At 37.9% G+C, this 18,714-nt stretch carries 19 protein-coding genes and 1 pseudogene; 11 read left to right on the top strand and 9 right to left on the bottom strand.

Annotated elements, in window-relative coordinates; translation table 11 throughout:
- Positions 1–535: 535 nt before the first annotated feature.
- The 10 genes from FJR09_RS24195 to FJR09_RS24150 all read left to right on the top strand — a co-directional run bounded on the left by FJR09_RS24195 (position 536) and on the right by FJR09_RS24150 (position 10,119).
- Positions 536–859 (top strand): nucleotidyltransferase domain-containing protein, encoded by a 324-nt coding sequence (locus tag FJR09_RS24195; protein ID WP_015079060.1) that lies wholly within the window; start codon positions 536–538, stop codon positions 857–859.
- Complete coding sequence (locus FJR09_RS24190) at positions 856–1,236, top strand: HEPN domain-containing protein (RefSeq protein ID WP_015079059.1); 381 nt, start codon at positions 856–858, stop codon at positions 1,234–1,236. The genes FJR09_RS24195 and FJR09_RS24190 overlap by 4 nt, the downstream gene beginning before the upstream one ends.
- A gap of 484 nt (positions 1,237–1,720) precedes the next feature.
- Positions 1,721–2,842, top strand: coding sequence for an SUMF1/EgtB/PvdO family nonheme iron enzyme (locus tag FJR09_RS24185; protein ID WP_168652595.1), 1,122 nt, complete (start codon positions 1,721–1,723; stop codon positions 2,840–2,842).
- 502 nt (positions 2,843–3,344) lie between these two features.
- A complete protein-coding gene (locus tag FJR09_RS24180; RefSeq protein ID WP_168652594.1) occupies positions 3,345–4,934 on the top strand; it encodes an AAA family ATPase in 1,590 nt (529 codons plus the stop codon).
- 85 nt (positions 4,935–5,019) lie between these two features.
- The gene (locus FJR09_RS24175; protein ID WP_168632997.1) at positions 5,020–5,394 is read left to right on the top strand and encodes a DUF1257 domain-containing protein; all 375 of its coding nucleotides are present in this window, start codon (positions 5,020–5,022) and stop codon (positions 5,392–5,394) included.
- Positions 5,395–5,485: 91 nt separating this feature from the next.
- Positions 5,486–5,698, top strand: a complete 213-nt coding sequence (locus tag FJR09_RS24170) for a DUF2997 domain-containing protein (RefSeq protein WP_015079055.1) — start codon at positions 5,486–5,488, stop codon at positions 5,696–5,698.
- 187 nt (positions 5,699–5,885) lie between these two features.
- A complete protein-coding gene (locus tag FJR09_RS24165; protein WP_168650632.1) occupies positions 5,886–6,437 on the top strand; it encodes a nucleotide exchange factor GrpE in 552 nt (183 codons plus the stop codon).
- Between the two features lie 174 nt (positions 6,438–6,611).
- The gene (locus FJR09_RS24160) at positions 6,612–8,198 is read left to right on the top strand and encodes an Hsp70 family protein (protein ID WP_015079053.1); all 1,587 of its coding nucleotides are present in this window, start codon (positions 6,612–6,614) and stop codon (positions 8,196–8,198) included.
- Positions 8,199–8,405: 207 nt separating this feature from the next.
- Entirely contained in the window at positions 8,406–9,242 is an 837-nt protein-coding gene (dapB, locus tag FJR09_RS24155) for a 4-hydroxy-tetrahydrodipicolinate reductase (RefSeq protein ID WP_168652593.1), read from the top strand.
- A 193-nt stretch (positions 9,243–9,435) separates the two neighbouring features.
- On the top strand, positions 9,436–10,119 hold the full coding sequence (locus FJR09_RS24150) for a phosphate ABC transporter permease (RefSeq protein WP_168650636.1): 684 nt from the start codon (positions 9,436–9,438) through the stop codon (positions 10,117–10,119).
- Here FJR09_RS24150 and FJR09_RS24145 read toward each other — a convergent pair.
- From FJR09_RS24145 to FJR09_RS24115, 8 genes and pseudogenes are all read right to left on the bottom strand, one after another.
- Entirely contained in the window at positions 10,023–10,472 is a 450-nt protein-coding gene (locus FJR09_RS24145) for a hypothetical protein (RefSeq protein WP_168654217.1), read from the bottom strand. The two genes, FJR09_RS24150 and FJR09_RS24145, sit on opposite strands and share 97 nt — an antisense overlap.
- The gene (locus tag FJR09_RS24140) at positions 10,444–11,073 is read right to left on the bottom strand and encodes a precorrin-8X methylmutase (RefSeq protein WP_015079049.1); all 630 of its coding nucleotides are present in this window, start codon (positions 11,071–11,073) and stop codon (positions 10,444–10,446) included. The genes FJR09_RS24145 and FJR09_RS24140 overlap by 29 nt, the downstream gene beginning before the upstream one ends.
- A 130-nt stretch (positions 11,074–11,203) precedes the next feature.
- Positions 11,204–12,013 (bottom strand): TPM domain-containing protein, encoded by an 810-nt coding sequence (locus FJR09_RS24135; protein ID WP_148760737.1) that lies wholly within the window; start codon positions 12,011–12,013, stop codon positions 11,204–11,206.
- 222 nt (positions 12,014–12,235) lie between these two features.
- Positions 12,236–12,601 (bottom strand): annotated as a pseudogene (locus tag FJR09_RS24130) (hypothetical protein); the annotation flags it as partial.
- Positions 12,602–12,612: 11 nt separating this feature from the next.
- The gene (locus FJR09_RS24125; RefSeq protein ID WP_168653659.1) at positions 12,613–12,981 is read right to left on the bottom strand and encodes a YtxH domain-containing protein; all 369 of its coding nucleotides are present in this window, start codon (positions 12,979–12,981) and stop codon (positions 12,613–12,615) included.
- 26 nt (positions 12,982–13,007) lie between these two features.
- Positions 13,008–13,202, bottom strand: a complete 195-nt coding sequence (locus FJR09_RS24120) for a hypothetical protein (protein ID WP_015079045.1) — start codon at positions 13,200–13,202, stop codon at positions 13,008–13,010.
- Positions 13,147–13,290 carry a hypothetical protein gene (locus FJR09_RS25655; protein ID WP_254433206.1) on the bottom strand — a complete coding sequence of 48 codons (144 nt, stop codon included), beginning with the start codon at positions 13,288–13,290 and terminating at the stop codon, positions 13,147–13,149. Before FJR09_RS25655 ends, FJR09_RS24120 begins: the two co-directional genes overlap by 56 nt.
- Before the next feature lie 88 nt (positions 13,291–13,378).
- Positions 13,379–14,353: a sucrase ferredoxin gene (locus tag FJR09_RS24115; protein ID WP_015079044.1), complete on the bottom strand. Its 975-nt coding sequence runs from the start codon at positions 14,351–14,353 to the stop codon at positions 13,379–13,381.
- 725 nt (positions 14,354–15,078) lie between these two features.
- Here FJR09_RS24115 and FJR09_RS24110 point away from each other — a divergent pair.
- The gene (locus FJR09_RS24110; RefSeq protein ID WP_041457733.1) at positions 15,079–16,047 is read left to right on the top strand and encodes an ROK family protein; all 969 of its coding nucleotides are present in this window, start codon (positions 15,079–15,081) and stop codon (positions 16,045–16,047) included.
- Positions 16,048–16,101: 54 nt separating this feature from the next.
- Here the strand turns inward: FJR09_RS24110 and FJR09_RS24105 are convergent, their stop codons facing one another.
- Positions 16,102–18,705, bottom strand: coding sequence for a type I secretion system permease/ATPase (locus FJR09_RS24105; RefSeq protein WP_015079042.1), 2,604 nt, complete (start codon positions 18,703–18,705; stop codon positions 16,102–16,104).
- Between the last annotated feature and the right edge of the window lie 9 nt (positions 18,706–18,714).

Below are 18,714 nucleotides of genomic sequence, written 5' to 3'. Positions count from 1 at the left end.
AATTTATGAAATTTTTATAATTTTAATAAAGGAATTTATCAGATTTTGAATGAAGTTAGATATTTTCCCATATTGATGCACTAATATAGTATTCTGTCAAGATAATTTAGATGCGTTTCCCCTGCATATCATATAACATAGATTGAGATTAACGCAACTAGTAAATATACTTAGCCAATACATTACTTTTAATATATATATTTTTAATCTCCGCTATAACACTGATCTTAATATGAGAGAAGCTGGTTTTCAGAAAGTATAATATTTTGTCTGAATCAGGATAACCAGGATTAGAGGATTAACAGGATGATTATTTGATAATTACTAGACGTGAATAATGTATTTATTCTTCCATCTCACTTTATAAATATTCACTTTTATCTATACCAATCATCAACAACTAACCAATAATCAAACAATCACATCCTGTACATCCTTTAATCCTGGACATCCTGATTCTGACAATAATATGCTATTTTGAATATAGGATACATCAAAGTAACCATTAACTCAGAGTAATTGTTGATTAAAAATTATGCTAAATCAACCTATTTCCACTGTTTTAACCCAAGTACAGCAAAACTTAAAACAACTTTATGGAGAACAGTTAGAAAAACTAATTTTATATGGTTCACAAGCTAGAGGAACAGCACAACCAGATTCAGATATTGATATTTTAATTGTGTTAAAAGATGTTTTTAACTATTCTCAAGAAAGTGAAAAAATTAGTCAATTAATCGCTGATTTGTGTTTAGAATATAATGTTTTAATTAGTTGTGCTTTTGCTAATTCTGAACAATTAGAAAATCATGATAGTGGTTTTTTTCGTAATGTTAGAAAAGATGGTTTAGTAATATGAATCCTGAACAACAAAGATTGTTAGAAAAAGCTGAGAGGAGTTTACAAGCAGCAGAAGAACTTAACCAAAAAGGTTTTACTGAATTTGCTGCTTCTCGTGGTTATTATGCCATGTTTTATATTGCTACGGCTTTTTTAGAAGGGGAAGGACTGGCTTATTCTAAACATTCAGCCGTTATTGCTGCTTTTGGAGAAAAATTTGCCCGAACAGAACGAGTTCCTCGTGAATTTCATCGTTATTTAATTGATGCAGAAAGAACTCGTTTACGAGGTGATTATAATACTGATCCTAATATTACAGAAGCTGATGCGGATCTGATTATTCAAAGAACTATAGAAATTCTGAATTTTGCCAAGACGAATATTGATAGTTTATAAATTGAGGCTATTTTGTCAGAATCAGGATAACCAGGATTAGAGGATTTACAGGATTGTTATTTGATGGTTAATGACTCAGTTTATAATATTTTGTCTGAATCAGGATAACCAGGATTAAAGGATTGACAGGATTGTTATTTGATGATTGATAGAGGTAAATGATGTATTGATTATTACAGTAATTTCATAAAAATTAACCTTTTGTCAGAATCAGGATAACCAGGATTAGAGGATTTACAGGATTGTTATTTGATGATTACTAGACGTGAATGATGTATTGATTATTACGGTAATTTCATAAAAATTAACCTTTCTCCATACTAATCATCAACACCTAACCAATAATTAAACAATCACATCCTGTACATCCTTAAATCCTGGACATCCTGATTCTGACAATATTAAAATTATGTAAACAAATAACAAAATTATCCAAATATGCTATTTTATATACAGCATACATGAAACCAACGATTAACGAATCATGAATAATCCACAACAACCGCGAGAATACGATGCTGTGCTTGGTGGTAATAGTCCATCACTAGAAGGTGCTGCCGTTTTAGGTGGTATTGAAGGGGTAAAATTACGGTTACAAAATCCAGATGCACAGGTGAAAATCGCTGCACTTGAGCAAGCTGTGAATTATGGAGAACAGGGTTTAGATTTGGTGATTGCAGGTTTAAAAGATAAATCTTGGGATATTCAAAATGCGGCTTATTTAATATTAAATTCTAGAACAGAACCAAGAATTAAGCAACTATTACAAAATCCTTATCAACAAGGTTTAAAATTAGAACAAATTGAAGTAGTAACAGTTAATAAATCTGGTAGAATCATTCAGCGTCAGCAGCGTATAGCCAGATATTTTATAGAAGATTTGGGTAATGGTGTAACTTTAGAAATGGCTGTAATTCCTGGTGGTACTTTTATGATGGGTTCACCAGAAAATGAGGAAGGAAGATGGACTGCTGAAAGTCCCCAACATCAAGTGACTGTTCCTAGTTTCTTCATGGGAAAATATCCAGTAACACAAGCACAATATCAAGCTATTATGGGAACTAACTCTTCTTATTGCAATGGTAGTAATCGCCCCGTTGAAAGCACTAATTGGAATAATGCGGTGACTTTCTGTCAAAAGTTGAGTAAAAGGACAGGAAAAACCTACAGATTGCCAAGTGAAGCCGAATGGGAATATGCTTGTCGAGCAGGAACTACCACACCATTTCACTTTGGAGAGACGATTACAACGGATTTAGCTAACTATAGTGGTAACTACACTTATGGCGGTGGGATTAAAGGAATTTACCGAGGCAAAACAACAGAAGTAGGCAGCTTTGAAGTAGCGAATAATTTTGGCTTATACGATATGCACGGCAATGTCTGGGAGTGGTGTCAAGACAGTTGGCATAGTAGCTATAAAGGTGCGCCGACAGATGGAAGCGCATGGCTAGATACTGATACCAATGTAAGGCTGCTGCGCGGTGGTTCGTGGAACAACTATCCTGAGAATTGCCGTTCTGCTTATCGCAGCAACCACAATCTCGGCTACAACGACTACAATATTGGTTTTCGGGTTGTGTGTAGTGGTGCGGCGAGGACTTAATAGCACTATGCGCTTTTGCCCTCTTGCTCTTTTCTTGTCTTATCCCTCTCGCATAGCGAGAAAAATTTTTTTGTCTGAATCAGGATATCCAGGATTAAAGGATTGACAGGATTGTTATTTGATGGTTGATAGATGAGATTCATATATTTATTCTTCCATCTCACTTCATAAATATTTCACTTTTCTCTAAACTAATCATCAACAACTAACGAATAATCAAACAATCACATCCTGTACATCCTTAAATCCTGGACATCCTGATTCTGACAATAATCTTCCATCTCACTTCATAAATATTCAATTTCCTCTATACTAATAACAACTAACCAATAATCAAACAATCACATCCTGTACATCCTCAAATCCTGGGCATCCTGATATGGCTTACGCCACGCTACGCTATCAGACAAAAAATTTTCTTCTTTGCGTCTTTGCTCCTTGGCGACTTTGCGCGAAATAAAAACCCCAATAAACTAACAACTAACTCCCTTATTTATACATAATGAATAACCCCCATCAACAACTACTCCAACAAATAGACCTCATGCTTCGCGCCCGCTATCCCCTACTATATATAGTCGGAGTCGAAGAAGAACCAATAGAACAAGTCCTCCAACAACTCACCCAAATATCCCAGACACCACGACAACTATTATTATGGGATATCGTCACCGGTTGGGATGACAACGGAACTGATAAAGGTTCAGTCATGGGTGCATTATCAAGAATTACCAAAACCCCAGAAAATACAACCACAATATTTGTATTGCGAGACATCCATTTTATCCTCAAAAACCCCGAAACAGAAAAAAATGCTCCCGTAATTCGGGCTATCAAAAACCTCACCCGTCAACTCAAACGCACACGTCAAACCCTCATCCTCACCAGTCATACATTAACCATTCCCCCAGAACTACAAGAAGAAATTACAGTAATTGATTTTCCCTTACCCAACATCCAAGAAATTGATTATTTAATTCAGCAATTAATAGTACCTGAAAAACTTAACTTAAATGGACTAGGAAAAGAACAATTAATCAAAGCCTGTCAAGGATTAAGTCGCGCCAGAATTAGAAGAGTTTTAGCCGCCGCTTTAGCAGCCAAAGGACAAGTCAACGAAACAGATATTGATAGAGTTTTAGAAGAGAAAAAACAAGCAGTTCGCCAAACCGGAATCTTAGAATTTTACACCGCCAATGAATCATTAAAAAACGTCGGTGGCTTAGAAAATCTCAAACAGTGGGTGCGAATGCGTCAAGATGCTTTTACCGAAGAAGCACGACGTTATGGAATACCCAACCCCAAAGGCGTTTTATTAGTAGGAATCCAAGGAACAGGTAAATCATTATCAGCTAAAACTATCGCCCATGAATGGCGTTTACCATTGTTACGTTTAGACGTGGGCAGATTATTTGGGGGAATAGTCGGAGAAAGTGAAAGTCGCATTCGCCAAATGATACAATTAGCAGAAGCAATATCACCCTGTGTATTATGGATGGATGAAATAGATAAGGCATTTGGTAATATTAATAGTGGTACAGATGGTGACTCTGGCACATCGCGCCGGGTATTTGGTACACTCATTACCTGGATGCAAGAAAAAACCAGTCCGGTGTTTATGGTGGCTACTGCTAATAATGTGCAAATATTACCAGCGGAGTTATTAAGGAAAGGGCGATTTGATGAAATTTTCTTTTTAAATTTACCCACGGAAAAAGAACGCCATGATATTTTTAAAGTCCATTTGCAAAAAATCCGTCCTTCCCGACTGCGAGATTTTGATTTACAGAAACTTGCAAGTCATAGCGAAAATTTTAGCGGTGCGGAAATTCAACAGGTAATTATTGATGGTATGCACCGCGCTTTTGGTAGTTTAATTGATGGTAATAGGCGTGATTTTCACACTGAAGATATTTTAGCGGCGGTGTCGGAAACTGTTCCTTTGGCGGCTATTGCTAAGGAACAAATTACTAGTTTAAAACGCTGGGCTGCGGAAGCTGGCGCAAGAACTGCTTCTGTTGATACGCTGTTAATTGAGGAGTTGAAGGTTTATTCTCAGCAGCAGGGTTTGGGTCCTTTGGAGGTGGATTAAATAATAAAAGAAAACGAACCGCAGAGGCGCGGAGGACGCGGAGGGAAGAGGTTTTGGAGAGATTTTTCGTAGGAGTTGATTTTTTATGTCTCATTTTACAACTATCAAGGTGCAAATTAAGCAGGGTGAAGTTTTGCTTCAAGTATTAAAGGAGTTGGGTTATCAGGTTGAACAAAATACTCAGGTTCGGGGTTATATGGGTGATACAATTAATGCTGAATATGTGATTAAGCAATCTAATGGTTATGATTTGGGTTTTCGTCAAAATGGAGAAGGTTATGAGTTAGTGGCTGATTTTTGGGGTGCGAAAATTAATCAGCAGGAGTTTATTAATAATATTAGTCAAAAGTACGCCCATAAAACTTTGATGGAAACCATACAAACTGAGGGTTTTAGTGTGGAAGAAGAGGAAGTTTTAGAGGATGGTACGGTGCGGGTTTTAGTTGGTAGATGGGTTTAAATAAGATCCCCGACTTCTTTTTAAGATTTTATCAATAAATGATTAAATAAGGTAAGAAGTCGGGGATCTGAGGACAAAAGGAAAAATCATTATGGCTGAATATCAAAAAGTTGAATATCGCATTGGTAAAGATGGTAAAATTGTGGAACGGGTTTTAAATGCAATCGGTTCTAGTTGTGTGGAAACAACAAAAGGGTTAGAAAAGTCCTTGGGAGAAATAGAATCTCAGGAATTGTTACCGGAATATTATCAAGATGATGAGTTAATTACCACTTCCGAAAATCAATCCTTACAACAGCAGTAAACCATAAATACTCGTTCCTTGTCTCTGACAAGGAATGCAGTATAGAGGCTCTGCCTCTTCTGATAAAATAGAGGTAGAACCTCTAGGATTGCATTCCCAGTCTGGAGACTGGGAACGAGAAACGAGAATTGCATTCCCAGTCTGGAGACTGGGAACGAGAATCAAACCAGCTACATAAACAAATAATATGCTAGAACAAATTAATCAAGTTGCTTTTGCTGTAATTCTCGTAATCATTGTTTATATCATTCTGCGGTTTTTATTCCCAGCAAATAATCAAAATACATCTATTAATAATCAACCTGTAACTTCTCCAGACACAGAACAGAAAATCAAAGATTTAGAAATTCAATGTCAACGACTCAGGGAGGAATTAAAACAACAATCTCAACAATTACAAACTGATTTTCAACAGGAAACTTTCACCCAATTACAAACTTTACTCAGCAATTATCCCACAGTTAAAAAAATGGCTTTAGCTAAACCTGAATTACCTGCTAAAAACCTAACTTTCCTATTTACATCTTTAGATAATTTAATTACCAATTGGGGTTATACTGCTATTGGTGAAACTTGGAAACAGGTTAATTATAATCCCCAATTACATCAAGCTGATAGTGATGATATTCAAGAAGGGGAATTAGTATATATTCGTTTTATTGGTTATCAAAATGGTGATAAAGTTCTCTATCCTGCAAAAGTTAGTCGCACTCTACCCGGAGGATTTGATAATAATTAAATATAAATCTGTTAGCTTCCTTACCCGCCCAGAAATGAATTTTTGGGCTAATAGTTAAAGTAAACTAAAGTTTACTAAAAATTTTTGAGCTATTTAGTCATCTTTAGATGACTTTAGCTATGAGACTGGGAATTCATTCCCAGGCGGTATTTCTGACTCCTGACTCCTCAAATTATGACAACTATCGCAATTGATTTTGGTACAAGTAATACTGTAATTAGTATTTTAGAAGCTGATACTCAATTACCTAAAAGTTTACGTTTTCCTAATTTATCCCGTTTGTTTTTGGGTGTCAATCCTCAAGGTGAAAGATTAGAATATCCCGTTATTCCTAGTTTAATGTTTATTAAATCAGGTAATAATATCATATTAGGTGAAGGTGTGAGAAGTCAAAGATTAGGACTTTCTCAAAGTTATCCTCCTGAAAGATTATTTAAAAAGTTTAAACGCGATTTAGCTGGAGATTATCAACCACCAGCAATCCAAATTGATGGGATAAATTATAATGCTATTTCTGTTTCTGAGTTGTTTATCCAAACTATTTGGACAGAAATAAAAAGGCAAAATATCCAACCTAGTCATTTAATTTTTACTGTTCCTGTTGGTGCTTTTGAACGTTATTTAGATTGGTTTCGAGATTTGGGGACAAAATTAAATGTTTCTCAAGTATCAGTTATAGATGAATCTACAGCAGCAGCTTTAGGATATGCTGTAAAACGCCCTGGTAAGTTAATTTTAGTAGTAGATTTTGGTGGGGGAACTCTCGATTTGAGTTTGGTTAAAACTGTGAATAATTCTCATGAAAATAACAGTTTACGCGCTGAGGTTTTAGCTAAGTCGGAAGCTTATGTAGGTGGTGAAGATATTGATGTTTGGATAGTTGATGATTATTTACGTTCTCAAAATCTAACACCAGAACAAGTTGGGAAAATTGGTTATCAAAATTTATTAGAAATTGCGGAAAGGTTAAAAATTCAATTATCAAAAAATCAATCCGTGGCTGAAAGTTGGTTTGATGATGAATCTTTTATGTCTTATGAATTAAAAATCAATCGTGAAAAATTAGAGGAGATTTTAGAATATAGACAGTTTTTACAACAGTTACGAGATACCTTAGATGAAGTTTTAGCTTCTGCTTTGCGAAAGGGTATTAGTAAAAATGATATTGAACAAGTTTTATTAGTGGGAGGAAGTTGTTTAATTCCCGCAGTTCAACAATTAATTATTTCCTATTTTGGTAAAAATAAAGTAAAATTAGATAAACCTTTTGATGCTGTGTGTCATGGTGCATTAGCAATAACGCAGATTACCGAAATAGATGATTTTCTCCGTCATAGTTACGCGATTCGTTTATGGGAAAATTATAGCAAAAGTTATATTTATCATCGCTTATTTACCAAAGGTGAAAAATATCCTTGTCAACGTCAAGAATGGTTAAATCTGCAAGTTGCAAATAATGGACAAAAAGAGATTCGTTTAGATATTGGTGAATTAGGTGATATGTCACAAACAGAAATTGCGTTTGATGCTTCGGGAAGAATGACTTCTAGCACTCTCCAACATCAAGAAAGTTACCGTTCCCTAGATAATCAAAATCAACAGGTTTGTGTGGCAAAACTTAACCCACTAGGTGAAGCAGGAATGGATAGAATATCGGTGTTATTTGAGGTAGATTCTCGACGGATTTTATTAGCAACTGTGAAGGATTTATTGACGGGAAAAGTTCTAATTAATAGGGGAGAAATTTATAAGTTGACATAAATAAAATAATACAAGTGTTCCTATGATAAGAAATGCAATGCTTCTATAATTTTAATCATATCTATAATAATATAATTATATTGTTACTTAACTTTTTTGACAAGATCAATTACTATTGATGGTTGCGTAGTCGAAAACAAATCAATTTTATAAAACTTGCATTTGTGAGACAATTTCTCTGTTCAATTAAAAATAATTGTTAAATCTATGAGCAATCAAGGTTCTATTCCCGTTATCGTTAACGGTGCTGCTGGTAAAATGGGACGTGAAGTAATTAAAGCAGTAGCCCAAGCGTCTGATTTGATTTTAATGGGTGCAATTGACACAACTCCCGAACATCAAGGTAAAGACGCGGGGGAATTAGCGGGTTTAAGTGAACCCTTGGAAGTACCAATTACCAATCAATTAGAGCCAATGTTGGGGTATGTGGCTGGGGAAAGACAGATGCAACCGGGGGTATTAGTTGATTTTACCCATCCTGATGCAGTTTATAATAATATTCGCAGTGCGATCGCCTATGGAATTCGTCCAGTGGTGGGAACTACAGGTTTAAGTCCCGCACAACTGGAAGAATTAGCCGATTTTGCGGAAAAAGCCAGTACCGGTTGTTTAGTTATTCCTAACTTTTCCATTGGTATGGTACTACTCCAAGAAGCCGCTGTGAGAGCTTCCCAGTATTTTGATCATGTAGAAATTATCGAACTCCATCATAACCAAAAAGCAGATGCTCCCAGCGGTACAGCCATTCAAACCGCTCAACTATTAGGTGAAATGGGTAAAACCTTTAACACTGCTATTGTGGAAGAAACGGAGAAAATAGCCGGAGCTAGAGGCAGTTTAGCAGATGAAGGGATTAGAATTCATAGTATCCGCTTACCGGGACTCATTGCCCACCAAGAAGTGATTTTCGGTGCAGCAGGGCAAATTTACACCTTACGTCATGATACCAGCGATCGCGCCTGTTATATGCCAGGAGTAATATTAGCCATCCGCAAAGTTAATCAGCTAAAGTCATTAGTATATGGATTAGAAAAAATACTTTAAAAGCAAGGAGTCAGGAGTCAGGAGTCAGGAGTCAGGAGTCAGAATAATAATAAATATAGAGAGAAGTGAAATTTTCTCAACCTCATCAAAGTTGACTCCAAAAGCCATTATTATCTTGACTTCCATATTCTCTATTCTGAATCCTTACCTTGAAAATTGCGATTTTTCCATCTCCAAGCCAAAAGCCAAAAATATGCTCGTTCCCCTAACTCGCCAAAAATTTGAACAAATCATTCCCCTGGTTGCCTCTGGACCACAATATAAATACTATTGGGGAAAGTTAAGCAATTTTGTGCAGCGGATACTAATTTCTGTAGTTACCTTAGCTGTGCTATTGCTCATGCAATTCTTGTTTAGATTGGAATTTGGGTTAATCTTCTTTTTTGGAGTATTTGGTGCTTTCTTTTGGCTTTGGTATCCCGTATTTCAAGCAAGTATCCGCAATGGAAAATGCCGCCGTTATAAATACAGTGGCTTTTTCCGGGGACGAGTGCTAGACTGGTGGATTACAGATAAGTTAATGGGCAAACAGGAAACCGTTAACGGCAAAGGTGAGTTAGTCATCATCGAAAACCGTGAAAAGCGCATTAACTTAGAAATAGGCGACGACACAGGATTTAGTGTGGAGTTTGAAGCCCCATTACGCAACGCCCACAAAGTCATTTCTCGTGGTCAAATAGCTGAAATGGTGGTTATGTCAAATAGTTCTGATTTAAGCACAATTGAAGAATTCAGCGATATATATATTCCTAGTCGTGATCTATGGGTAAGCGATTATCCTTATGTCCGCAAAGACTTTTTTAATGAAGTTAGTGTCCGCTTGCGTGCAAACCAGGAAAGAAAACCCCGCCGCCGTTCACCGAAGACAGGGAAGTAGGTGATTGGTGATTGGTGATTGGTGATTGGTGATTGGTGATTGGTGATTGGTGATTGGTGATTGGTGATTGGTGATTGGTAATTGGTGATTGGTGATTGGTGATTGGTAATTGGTGATTGGTGATTGGTGATTGGTGATTGGTGATTGGTGATTGGTGATTGGTGATTGGTCATTGGTAATTGGTGATTGGTGATTGGTGATTGGTCATTGGTGATTGGTAATTGGTGATTGGTGATTGGTAAAAATCTTCTCCCTACTTCCCCAACCTCCCCAACCTCCCCAACCTCCCCTACCTCCCCAACCTCCCCTACCTCCCCTACCTCTTCAACCCCCTCCAGTTCTATCCTGTCCATAGGCTTGCCAAGCCAAGTCTACTAAGCCGTCAACAATGGCAGCAGCTACGACAGCGTTACCCTTGCGACCTTCAATAGTGATGTAAGGAACTAGAGATTCTTGTAATCGTGCTTTTACTGGTTCTAAATTGGCAAAACCTACGGGGGTAGCAATGACTAAAGCGGGTCTAATTTCTTCGGCTGCAATTAATTCAACCAGTGCAGTTAATGCTGTTTGTGCTTGACCAACTACAAATATTCCCTCTGGATAACGCCTAGCTAGGGTTTCAATCCCCCAAGCAGCAAGGGTTTTTTCTTTTTGGGGTCGTGTTAGTGCTTCCATACTGCAATACACTGGATTAGCAAATGTATTTTGAATATCATGGGCTATGGCTGCTTGTACCATTGGTGCATCTACGACAATGGTAGTACGTGCTACTAGGGCGGCTGCTCCAGCTTGTAATGCTTGTTCTGAAAACCGGATTAAGGATTTATACTCTAAATCTGCTGTAGCATAAACTACGCGGCGGACGATTTCATACTCTGCTGGTGAAAAAATATGATCACCAATTTCAGTATCAATAATTGCCAAACTTTGAGCGTCAGTTACGTGCCATTCCATTGTTATTTAATGTATTAGTTTTTAGCTTATCAGTTTCCGTGCGTAGTCTTTGTTGATTGGTAATTGGCAATTAGTAATTGGGCAGAATTTATTTCTAGTTGCCAGTTACCAGTCAGTATCCTATAACTTTTCAGGATTCAGCGTTAGAGGAAGTCCGACTAAACACGGGGGATAAATAAGCTACTAAAGCACCAATGGCAAAAGCGGAAATATTGCGGACGAGAGGCAACCAATCGCTTGTCCGGGTAATAACTGGAGCAATACCGAAGGCAATAAATAATATTCCCCATAAAGGTGAGAAAATTAACGCCCATTGCCAACCAAGTATCTTTTTGTCGCCGCGCGGTTGGGCAGCAAAACCACAAATAATCCCCCCAACAGCAGAGGTAACAAGGGTGAGTATCCATTGTTCTCTAGGGAGTCCAGGAACGACGTTACAACCGCCTTTGAGTAAGCAACCTTTCACTGAATTTAGAGCCTGGAGAATGGCTTGATCTTCTCCTTCTTCACGGACAAAGTATAAGTTACCAAAGCGGGTTTGTAGTTCAATCCAGAAGGTGCGGGGTAAGAATTCATAAACGGCATCACCAACACTAAAGCTGAGGATGTTACCACCACGAGCATCTGCTACTAGGAGGATGCTTTTATCATCTAAACCCCAATATTTGATTACTGCTCTCCCTGGGGTGCGGTCGTATTGGGTTAAAACGCGCAATTTCCAACCAGTATCAGTTTCAAACTGCTCTAATTCTTTAACTAGCTTTTCTTCTTGGGGGTCAGGGAGAGTTTTTGCTAAATCTACTACTGGGGTGACAAAGCTGGGTAGCAAATCGGGATTTTCATAAGCTAGGGCAGATGGAGAATTAATTGCCCAAATTGAGCCAATAAAGCCAAATACGGCAATTGATACTAAAATTCGTCGCCAAAAACACAGGTGCATGAACGTTCTTATACTATTATCTAGGGGAGAATGTAAAAAGTGCTTTTCAAAGATTAATGTAAAAGTGATACTTCTTTACACTTCTTTACCTTACTCTAATATTAGATATCTCAGCAAAATCTGATGGAGAAATTAGGAATTGGTGACTACTCGCTGTTGATCAGTTTTGGCAGTGTTTAATCCCGTTCTCAATGATCAGCGTTTTCGCATTTCTCCTGGTTTTTTTTTGCGAGCGAAGCTTGTCCAAGCTGCTTTAAAGCCGACGAAGACACTACGGGTGCTAATTTGTAGATTTTCTGCTTGTTTTTTGGCGGTATCTAGACTTTGATCAAATTGTTTGACAACTTGACCGGCACTTTTAACACCTTCACTAACATCATCGGTTAATTCGGTTATTTCTAAGGTGGTGTTGCGGATAGCGTTGAGAGTGGGTGGCAACTCCCGTGAAAGGGTATCAAAGAATTTTTCGGCACTGCGAGCAGCATGGGCTACTTCCTGCAAAGCGGGTATGGCTGCCACCAAAACGGCTGTTAGACTAGCAGCAACTAGGAGGATGGATAGTCCCAGCCAAAACAAAGGATCAATCACGGTTATGCCACTTATGAACGTTCTAGTTTTTCGGTCAAAGGATCAGTATCGTTTGTGATGCTGCTGACATCAACAGTATTTTTTTTGTTTAAGTTTTGGCTTTCGCGCTGGGTAGCGTCTATGCCAACTGCGATCGCATCCCGCAGTCTGTCTACGGTTTCATCCCAGTTTTGCAGGGTGCTATTAGAAAGACGATCTGCCTGAATTTGCACGCTGGTCGTGATATCTTCTGCTAATTCGGGGATAGCATTGGCAGATTTTTTGACAAGTTTACGGGTTTCCAGTCCTGTGCGGGGAGCAACTAATAAACCTGCTAAAGTGCCAATAGCTGCTCCTAACATCAAACCACCAATAAAGATTCCAGAACGGTTGTTAGACATTTTTTGATTTTTCTACTCCATAGAATTTATCTTATATCTTGCACTGGGTATTGAGAAGTTGCGGTGACACAATTAAAACTTCTTCTTTCTTCTTTCTTCTTTTTGACAACTGACAACTGTACGGGCGAAGCATTTGGAGAACTATTTTTGGCAATGACCGATAATTTATCTTCCAAATGCTTCGCCCCTACTGACAACTGACAACTGTACGGGCGAAGCATTTGGAGAACTATTTTTGGCAATGACCGATAATTTATCTTCCAAATGCTTCGCCCCTACTGACCACTGACAACTGTACGGGCGAAGCATTTGGAGAACTATTTTTGGCAATGACCGATAATTTATCTTCCAAATGCTTCGCCCCTACTGACCACTGACGACTGACTCTTAATATATATTAGCTATAAGTTGCTACTTTTTTAGCTACAAGCCAAAGATTAGATACAGCATATTTCACATATACTACCTCTCTTGAAGCATCACAAGAACCTTTGAGGGTTTGTGTTTTTATATCATCTTTTACAAGTTTGGCCTGGTAAGTATAGAGAGTTCCAGAAGGTTGTTCAAAACTTAACTCACCTAAAATTGTCTGATTATCTAGGCTTTTCTCCAGAATTTTCCCTGTGACTTTATAGTTAAACCAATCCCAACCTAAACGCAGCATGAGTTCTCTTTCCAAAATTTGCAAGGGATTTGGTAAAATTCCCCAACCGCGATAAACTTTATTTAAACATTCTATATTTCCAGTTTGGGTAAGAATTGATTTAAAGGTATCTTGATCCAGAACTCCGTAATATCTGCCTTGGGGAAAATCTATGGCTGTGGGTGCAAATCTATGTCCACCAAAGTGACTTGATCTCCAAATTCTGAGATGATTTAACTGTAAATCAAAGATGGTATTTTGAGCATGAAAGTAAAAAGGATTGCCATATTTTGCACAACATTGATCATGGCTACCATGGGTACAAACTAATATATCTCTTGTGGTATTGGATGCTATTTCATCATCAACACTGACTCCAGTTAACCATTTCCTGACTACTCCTGCTACTTGTTCAATATTTGGTAATTTAAATTCTTGTTTTCGGTATCCGTTACTTGATCCCTTTTCTTGCTGATAAATTAATAAAGTTGTTTGTTCTTCCCTGTGTGTTTCATCATTAGCAATTAATAGAAAATGAATTGATAATTTAGCACGTTTGACATCTGCAACCAAAATCCGTAAATTATCTGGAACCCATTTAGAATTAAAGGCTTCAGAAACCCAAGGGGTAGGACATTCTACTAATATATAGGTTTGGTGGTTGGTAGCACTACCAATAACATCTTCTTGTATTTCTCGTGAATGATCAGCACAAAAAAAATTATTCATTGACACTTACTCAAATATATATTTTATGAACAATTGTTAACAAAAATCTAGGTAGACACTTTATCAAATTCTGATTTTTCCCAGTCTTTCCGGTTAAATAAATGCTCTTTCCCAAAATGTTAAGAATTCAAAATATCATTTTTTTTACATTTAACAGGGAGATTTTCGAGAATATCTGGAGCTAATTTATCGCTTTTTCGATTAGTATTCTTCATCCTTAGTCTTAATCGCTGAATTCTGAGATTTAAACTTTTCCCTAAATGATCTAAATAGAAAATCCGATCCTTTGTCTGTATACTTAATGACATACATTCACTAGCTTTTAAATTATAGCTAAATTTATCCATATTGCGAAATATTCTCAATTGATTGTGAAAAAAATATAAAGGCTACAAACTTTCTTTTGATCTAATCACGTATTTTGACTCTAACCCAACTCAATTGCTAAAGCAACTATTTTCTTAAATAAATTCTACAAAAATATATCTTTACATTAATTTATCCTTCATAAAAATTAATAATATTCATAATCTAACAAAAACCGATCATAAGTATCATTGGATTTACAAATGTAATAAATAAGATTATACATAAGTTACAAGAATAATTAATACAGAAATATTTTTATGCAGACAGTAAAGATGGTTTCATCGTGAACTACAACAAAATTGTGATTAAGTAATAATGGTGAATGGTTGTTTTGTCAATTCCCTATTTTTAATTATATGACATTAATTTTAGCTCTGGATTTTGGTGGCACAAAATTGGCAGCAGCAACAGTAAAGGGTGGTGCGAAGGAGTGGTTGTACCATGAATCACGGTTTTCACCCGCAAATGGTGATGCTTTGACTGATTTAGAAATTATGCGATCGCTCATTGATTCCGTGCTAAAAGGAAGGAAACCGGATGCCATTGGTGTCAGCTTCGGTGGTCCAGTAGATGCAACCACAGGCTTAGTCCGCTTATCTCATCACGTTCCTGGCTGGGAAAATGTTCCCCTCAAACAAATACTCGAAGAAGATTATTATACACCTGTCAGTATAGATAATGATGCTAACGTTGCTGCTGTTGGTGAACATCGCTTTGGGGCTGGACAAGGATATGATAGCCTATTTTATATTACAATTAGCACTGGTGTCGGTGGAGGGTGGATACTTGACGGCAAGCTTTGGCGGGGTGCATTAGGCATGGCGGGAGAAATTGGACACATGGTAGTAGATCCTAGAGGTCCCTTATGCTTATGTGGAAAACGGGGATGTGTAGAACGTTTAGCTTCGGGTCCCTACATGGCGCAAAATGCCCGGGAAATGCTGGAGAAAGAACCACCCAGTGCTAACGGCAAAGTCAGGGGAGACGTACTTAGGTATTTGACAGGTAATGATCTCAACTTACTTACAGGCAAAGTCATTAGTACCGCCGCAGCCAACGGAGATGAAATAGCACAAGAGGTATTATATCGGGGTGCTTGGGCGTTGGGAGTCGGTATTGGTAATGTAGCCAATTTGATGAATCCCCAACGGTTTGTTTTGGGTGGTGGTGTCACCAAAGCTGGGGATAATTTCTGGACTGTGGTGCGGAAAGTAGCTAGGGAAACCGCACTCCCAGAGGTGAATTTTGAGATTGTGCGGGCATTGTTGGGTGATGATGCACCTTTGTGGGGGGCTGTGGCTTTGGGTTTGAATGTGTTAGATTAAATTCTTTTTCTCACGCAAAGGCGCAAAGACGCAAAGAATAATCAAGAGTTTCCTTTAAATATTCGCTTGTTGTCTTTGATAAAGTGACCAGTACAAACCTTTTTGTTTTAAGAGTTCTAAATGTGTTCCTCGTTCGGCTATTACTCCTTTTTCCATGACTAATATTAAATCGGCTCGTTTGAGGGGGGCAAAACGGTGGGCAATTAAGAATACTGTGCGGTTAGAGGAAACATTTTTGAGGTTTTGTAATACTTGTTGTTCGGTTTCACTATCTAAGGCGCTGGTGGCTTCATCTAATATGAGAATTGGTGCAGACGTTAGAAATAATCTGGCTAATGCTATGCGTTGTCTTTGTCCTCCAGATAATGCTGTTCCTCTTTCTCCTACGTTGTTTTCATAACCGTAAGGTAGTTGACTAATGAAGTCATGGGCTACTGCTAATCTGGCTGCTTCGACAACTTGTTCGGAGGTAATATCTGGATTTCCTAATGTGATGTTTTCTAAGATTGAACCATTAAATAAAAAGTCTTCTTGGAGAACTACACCTATTTGTTGTCGTAAGGATGCTAAGTCAGCACTTTTGATATCAAATCCATCAATTAGAATCCGTCCTGATTCAATTTGATAAAGTCGTTGAATAATTTTGGAAAGGGTACTTTTTCCTGAACCACTTCTGCCAACAATGCCTACAAATTGTCCGGGTTCAACATTAAAAGAAATTCCTTTTAATACTGGTTCGGTGTTGGCATTATAGCGAAAGAAAACTTGATCAAAGTTGACTTCACCTTTGAGGGGTGGTAATACTAATCCTGTTCCTGCTTCTGTTTCTGGGGCAGCGTTGAGAATATCACCAATTCTATCTACTGATAATAGAACTTGTTGGAGATTTTGCCATAACTGCACTAGCCGTAATAGTGGGCTGGTCACTCTTCCTGATAACATTTGGAAGGCGATTAATTGACCAATTGTTAGTTGATGATCAATTACTAATTTTGCCCCAACCCACAGGATGATTAAGGTGGAAAAGTTAGTCAGAAAGTCACCAATATTACTACTAATATTGGATGTAGTTGAGGCTTTAAAACTGGTACGAATAAACCGGGCAAATAAACCTTCCCAGCGTTCTCTTGCTATTGGTTCGGCTGCATGGGCTTTAACTGAATGAATGCCGGTGATTGTCTCGACTAAAAATGATTGACTGTCCGCACTGCGGTTAAAGGTTTCATTTAGCCAATTTCGCAAAATTGGTGTCGTGACGATGGTTAAAGTCGCAAATAATGGTAATACGGCTAAGGCTACAAATGTCAGGGGAATGTTGTAATAAAACATCAATCCCAGGTAAACTACAGCAAAGATACTGTCAAGAATGACGGTTAAGGCTGTACCTGTGAGAAATTGGCGAATTTGTTCTAATTCCTGGACTCTAGCGACTGTATCGCCCACTCTCCGCGACTCAAAATAAGCTAAAGGTAAACGCATTAAATGGCGAAAAAGTTGGGCGGATAAACTCAAATCTAAACGCCGGGCTGTGTGGGTAAATATGAATAGCCGCAGCATACCCAGAATAGATTCAAATGTCGCCACTAGCAAGAGAGCGATCGCCATCACATCTAAGGTGGCTAAACTCTCCTGTACCATCACTTTATCAATGATGACTTGAGTAATTAATGGTGACGCTAATCCCAATAATTGCAAGGTAAATGAAGCTATTAAAACCTCACCTAACAAACCCCGATATTTCCAAACTGCGGGAGTAAACCAAGCTAAATTAAATTTCTCTTGTTGGGAAATTAATTCAGCTTGCCATAATGTCCCATTCCAACAATTTTCTACTACAGATTGCGGTAATTGTTCACAACTATAATCAGGATTTTGGGGATTAGCAATAATTAAATAATTGCCTTTCATTTGATATGCTACTACCCAATTTAATTGGTTATTTTTACCTTCCTGATTACTTTGATTCCACAACAACAAAGCGGGAAAAGTTAATTGGCGTAAATCACTCCAACTAACCTGCAATTTCCGCAACACTAACCCTACTTTTTCCGCAGCTTCTACCAGATTTTTGGGTTTTTGTCCCCGCAGTTGGCGTTGTACCCATTCCAATTGCACAGGATTTTGTAAATGTTGTGCCACCATTGTTAAACAAGCTGCACCTGTATTCCCACTTCCCACAAAGGGATAATTGGAAATTATCGGTGGAGAAGGTGGGGAAGGAGGTAGAGAAATGGGAGAATTAGCAACTGGTAAAATGGCTTCTGTTTCCTCTACCTCTAGTGAATTTGTCCAAAATTCATCAATTTGAGAATTGACAAACTTTTTCCATACAGCCGAATTCCAACACACTACTACTACTTCCTTGCTGGTAGCGATAGCTTTACAATCAGCAAATATTTGTTGACAGTTACCAAACCAATCTCCTGTTTGTAAAGTAGCTACAGTTTTATTTTCTTCTTCTTCTCGTAACCGGACTTTACCAGTGACAATGAAGAACTGATAACTTCCCTCGTCAAAGGCATCACCACCTAATTTTTGTGACCAAATTTTTTCGCCAAGTTTGTAATTACGAATTTCCGCTTGCTGTTTTAATTCGCTTTTTTCTTCAGCATTTAGCCAGGATAGCGGCGGTTCATTCCAGGGTAAATTGTTTAACACATTTATTAG

This window comes from Dolichospermum sp. UHCC 0406 (assembly GCF_009712025.1).
Taxonomy (GTDB): domain Bacteria; phylum Cyanobacteriota; class Cyanobacteriia; order Cyanobacteriales; family Nostocaceae; genus Dolichospermum; species Dolichospermum lemmermannii.
The sequence above is the reverse complement of the archived record's forward strand: the minus strand, read 5'-3'. Positions and strand labels throughout refer to the sequence as shown.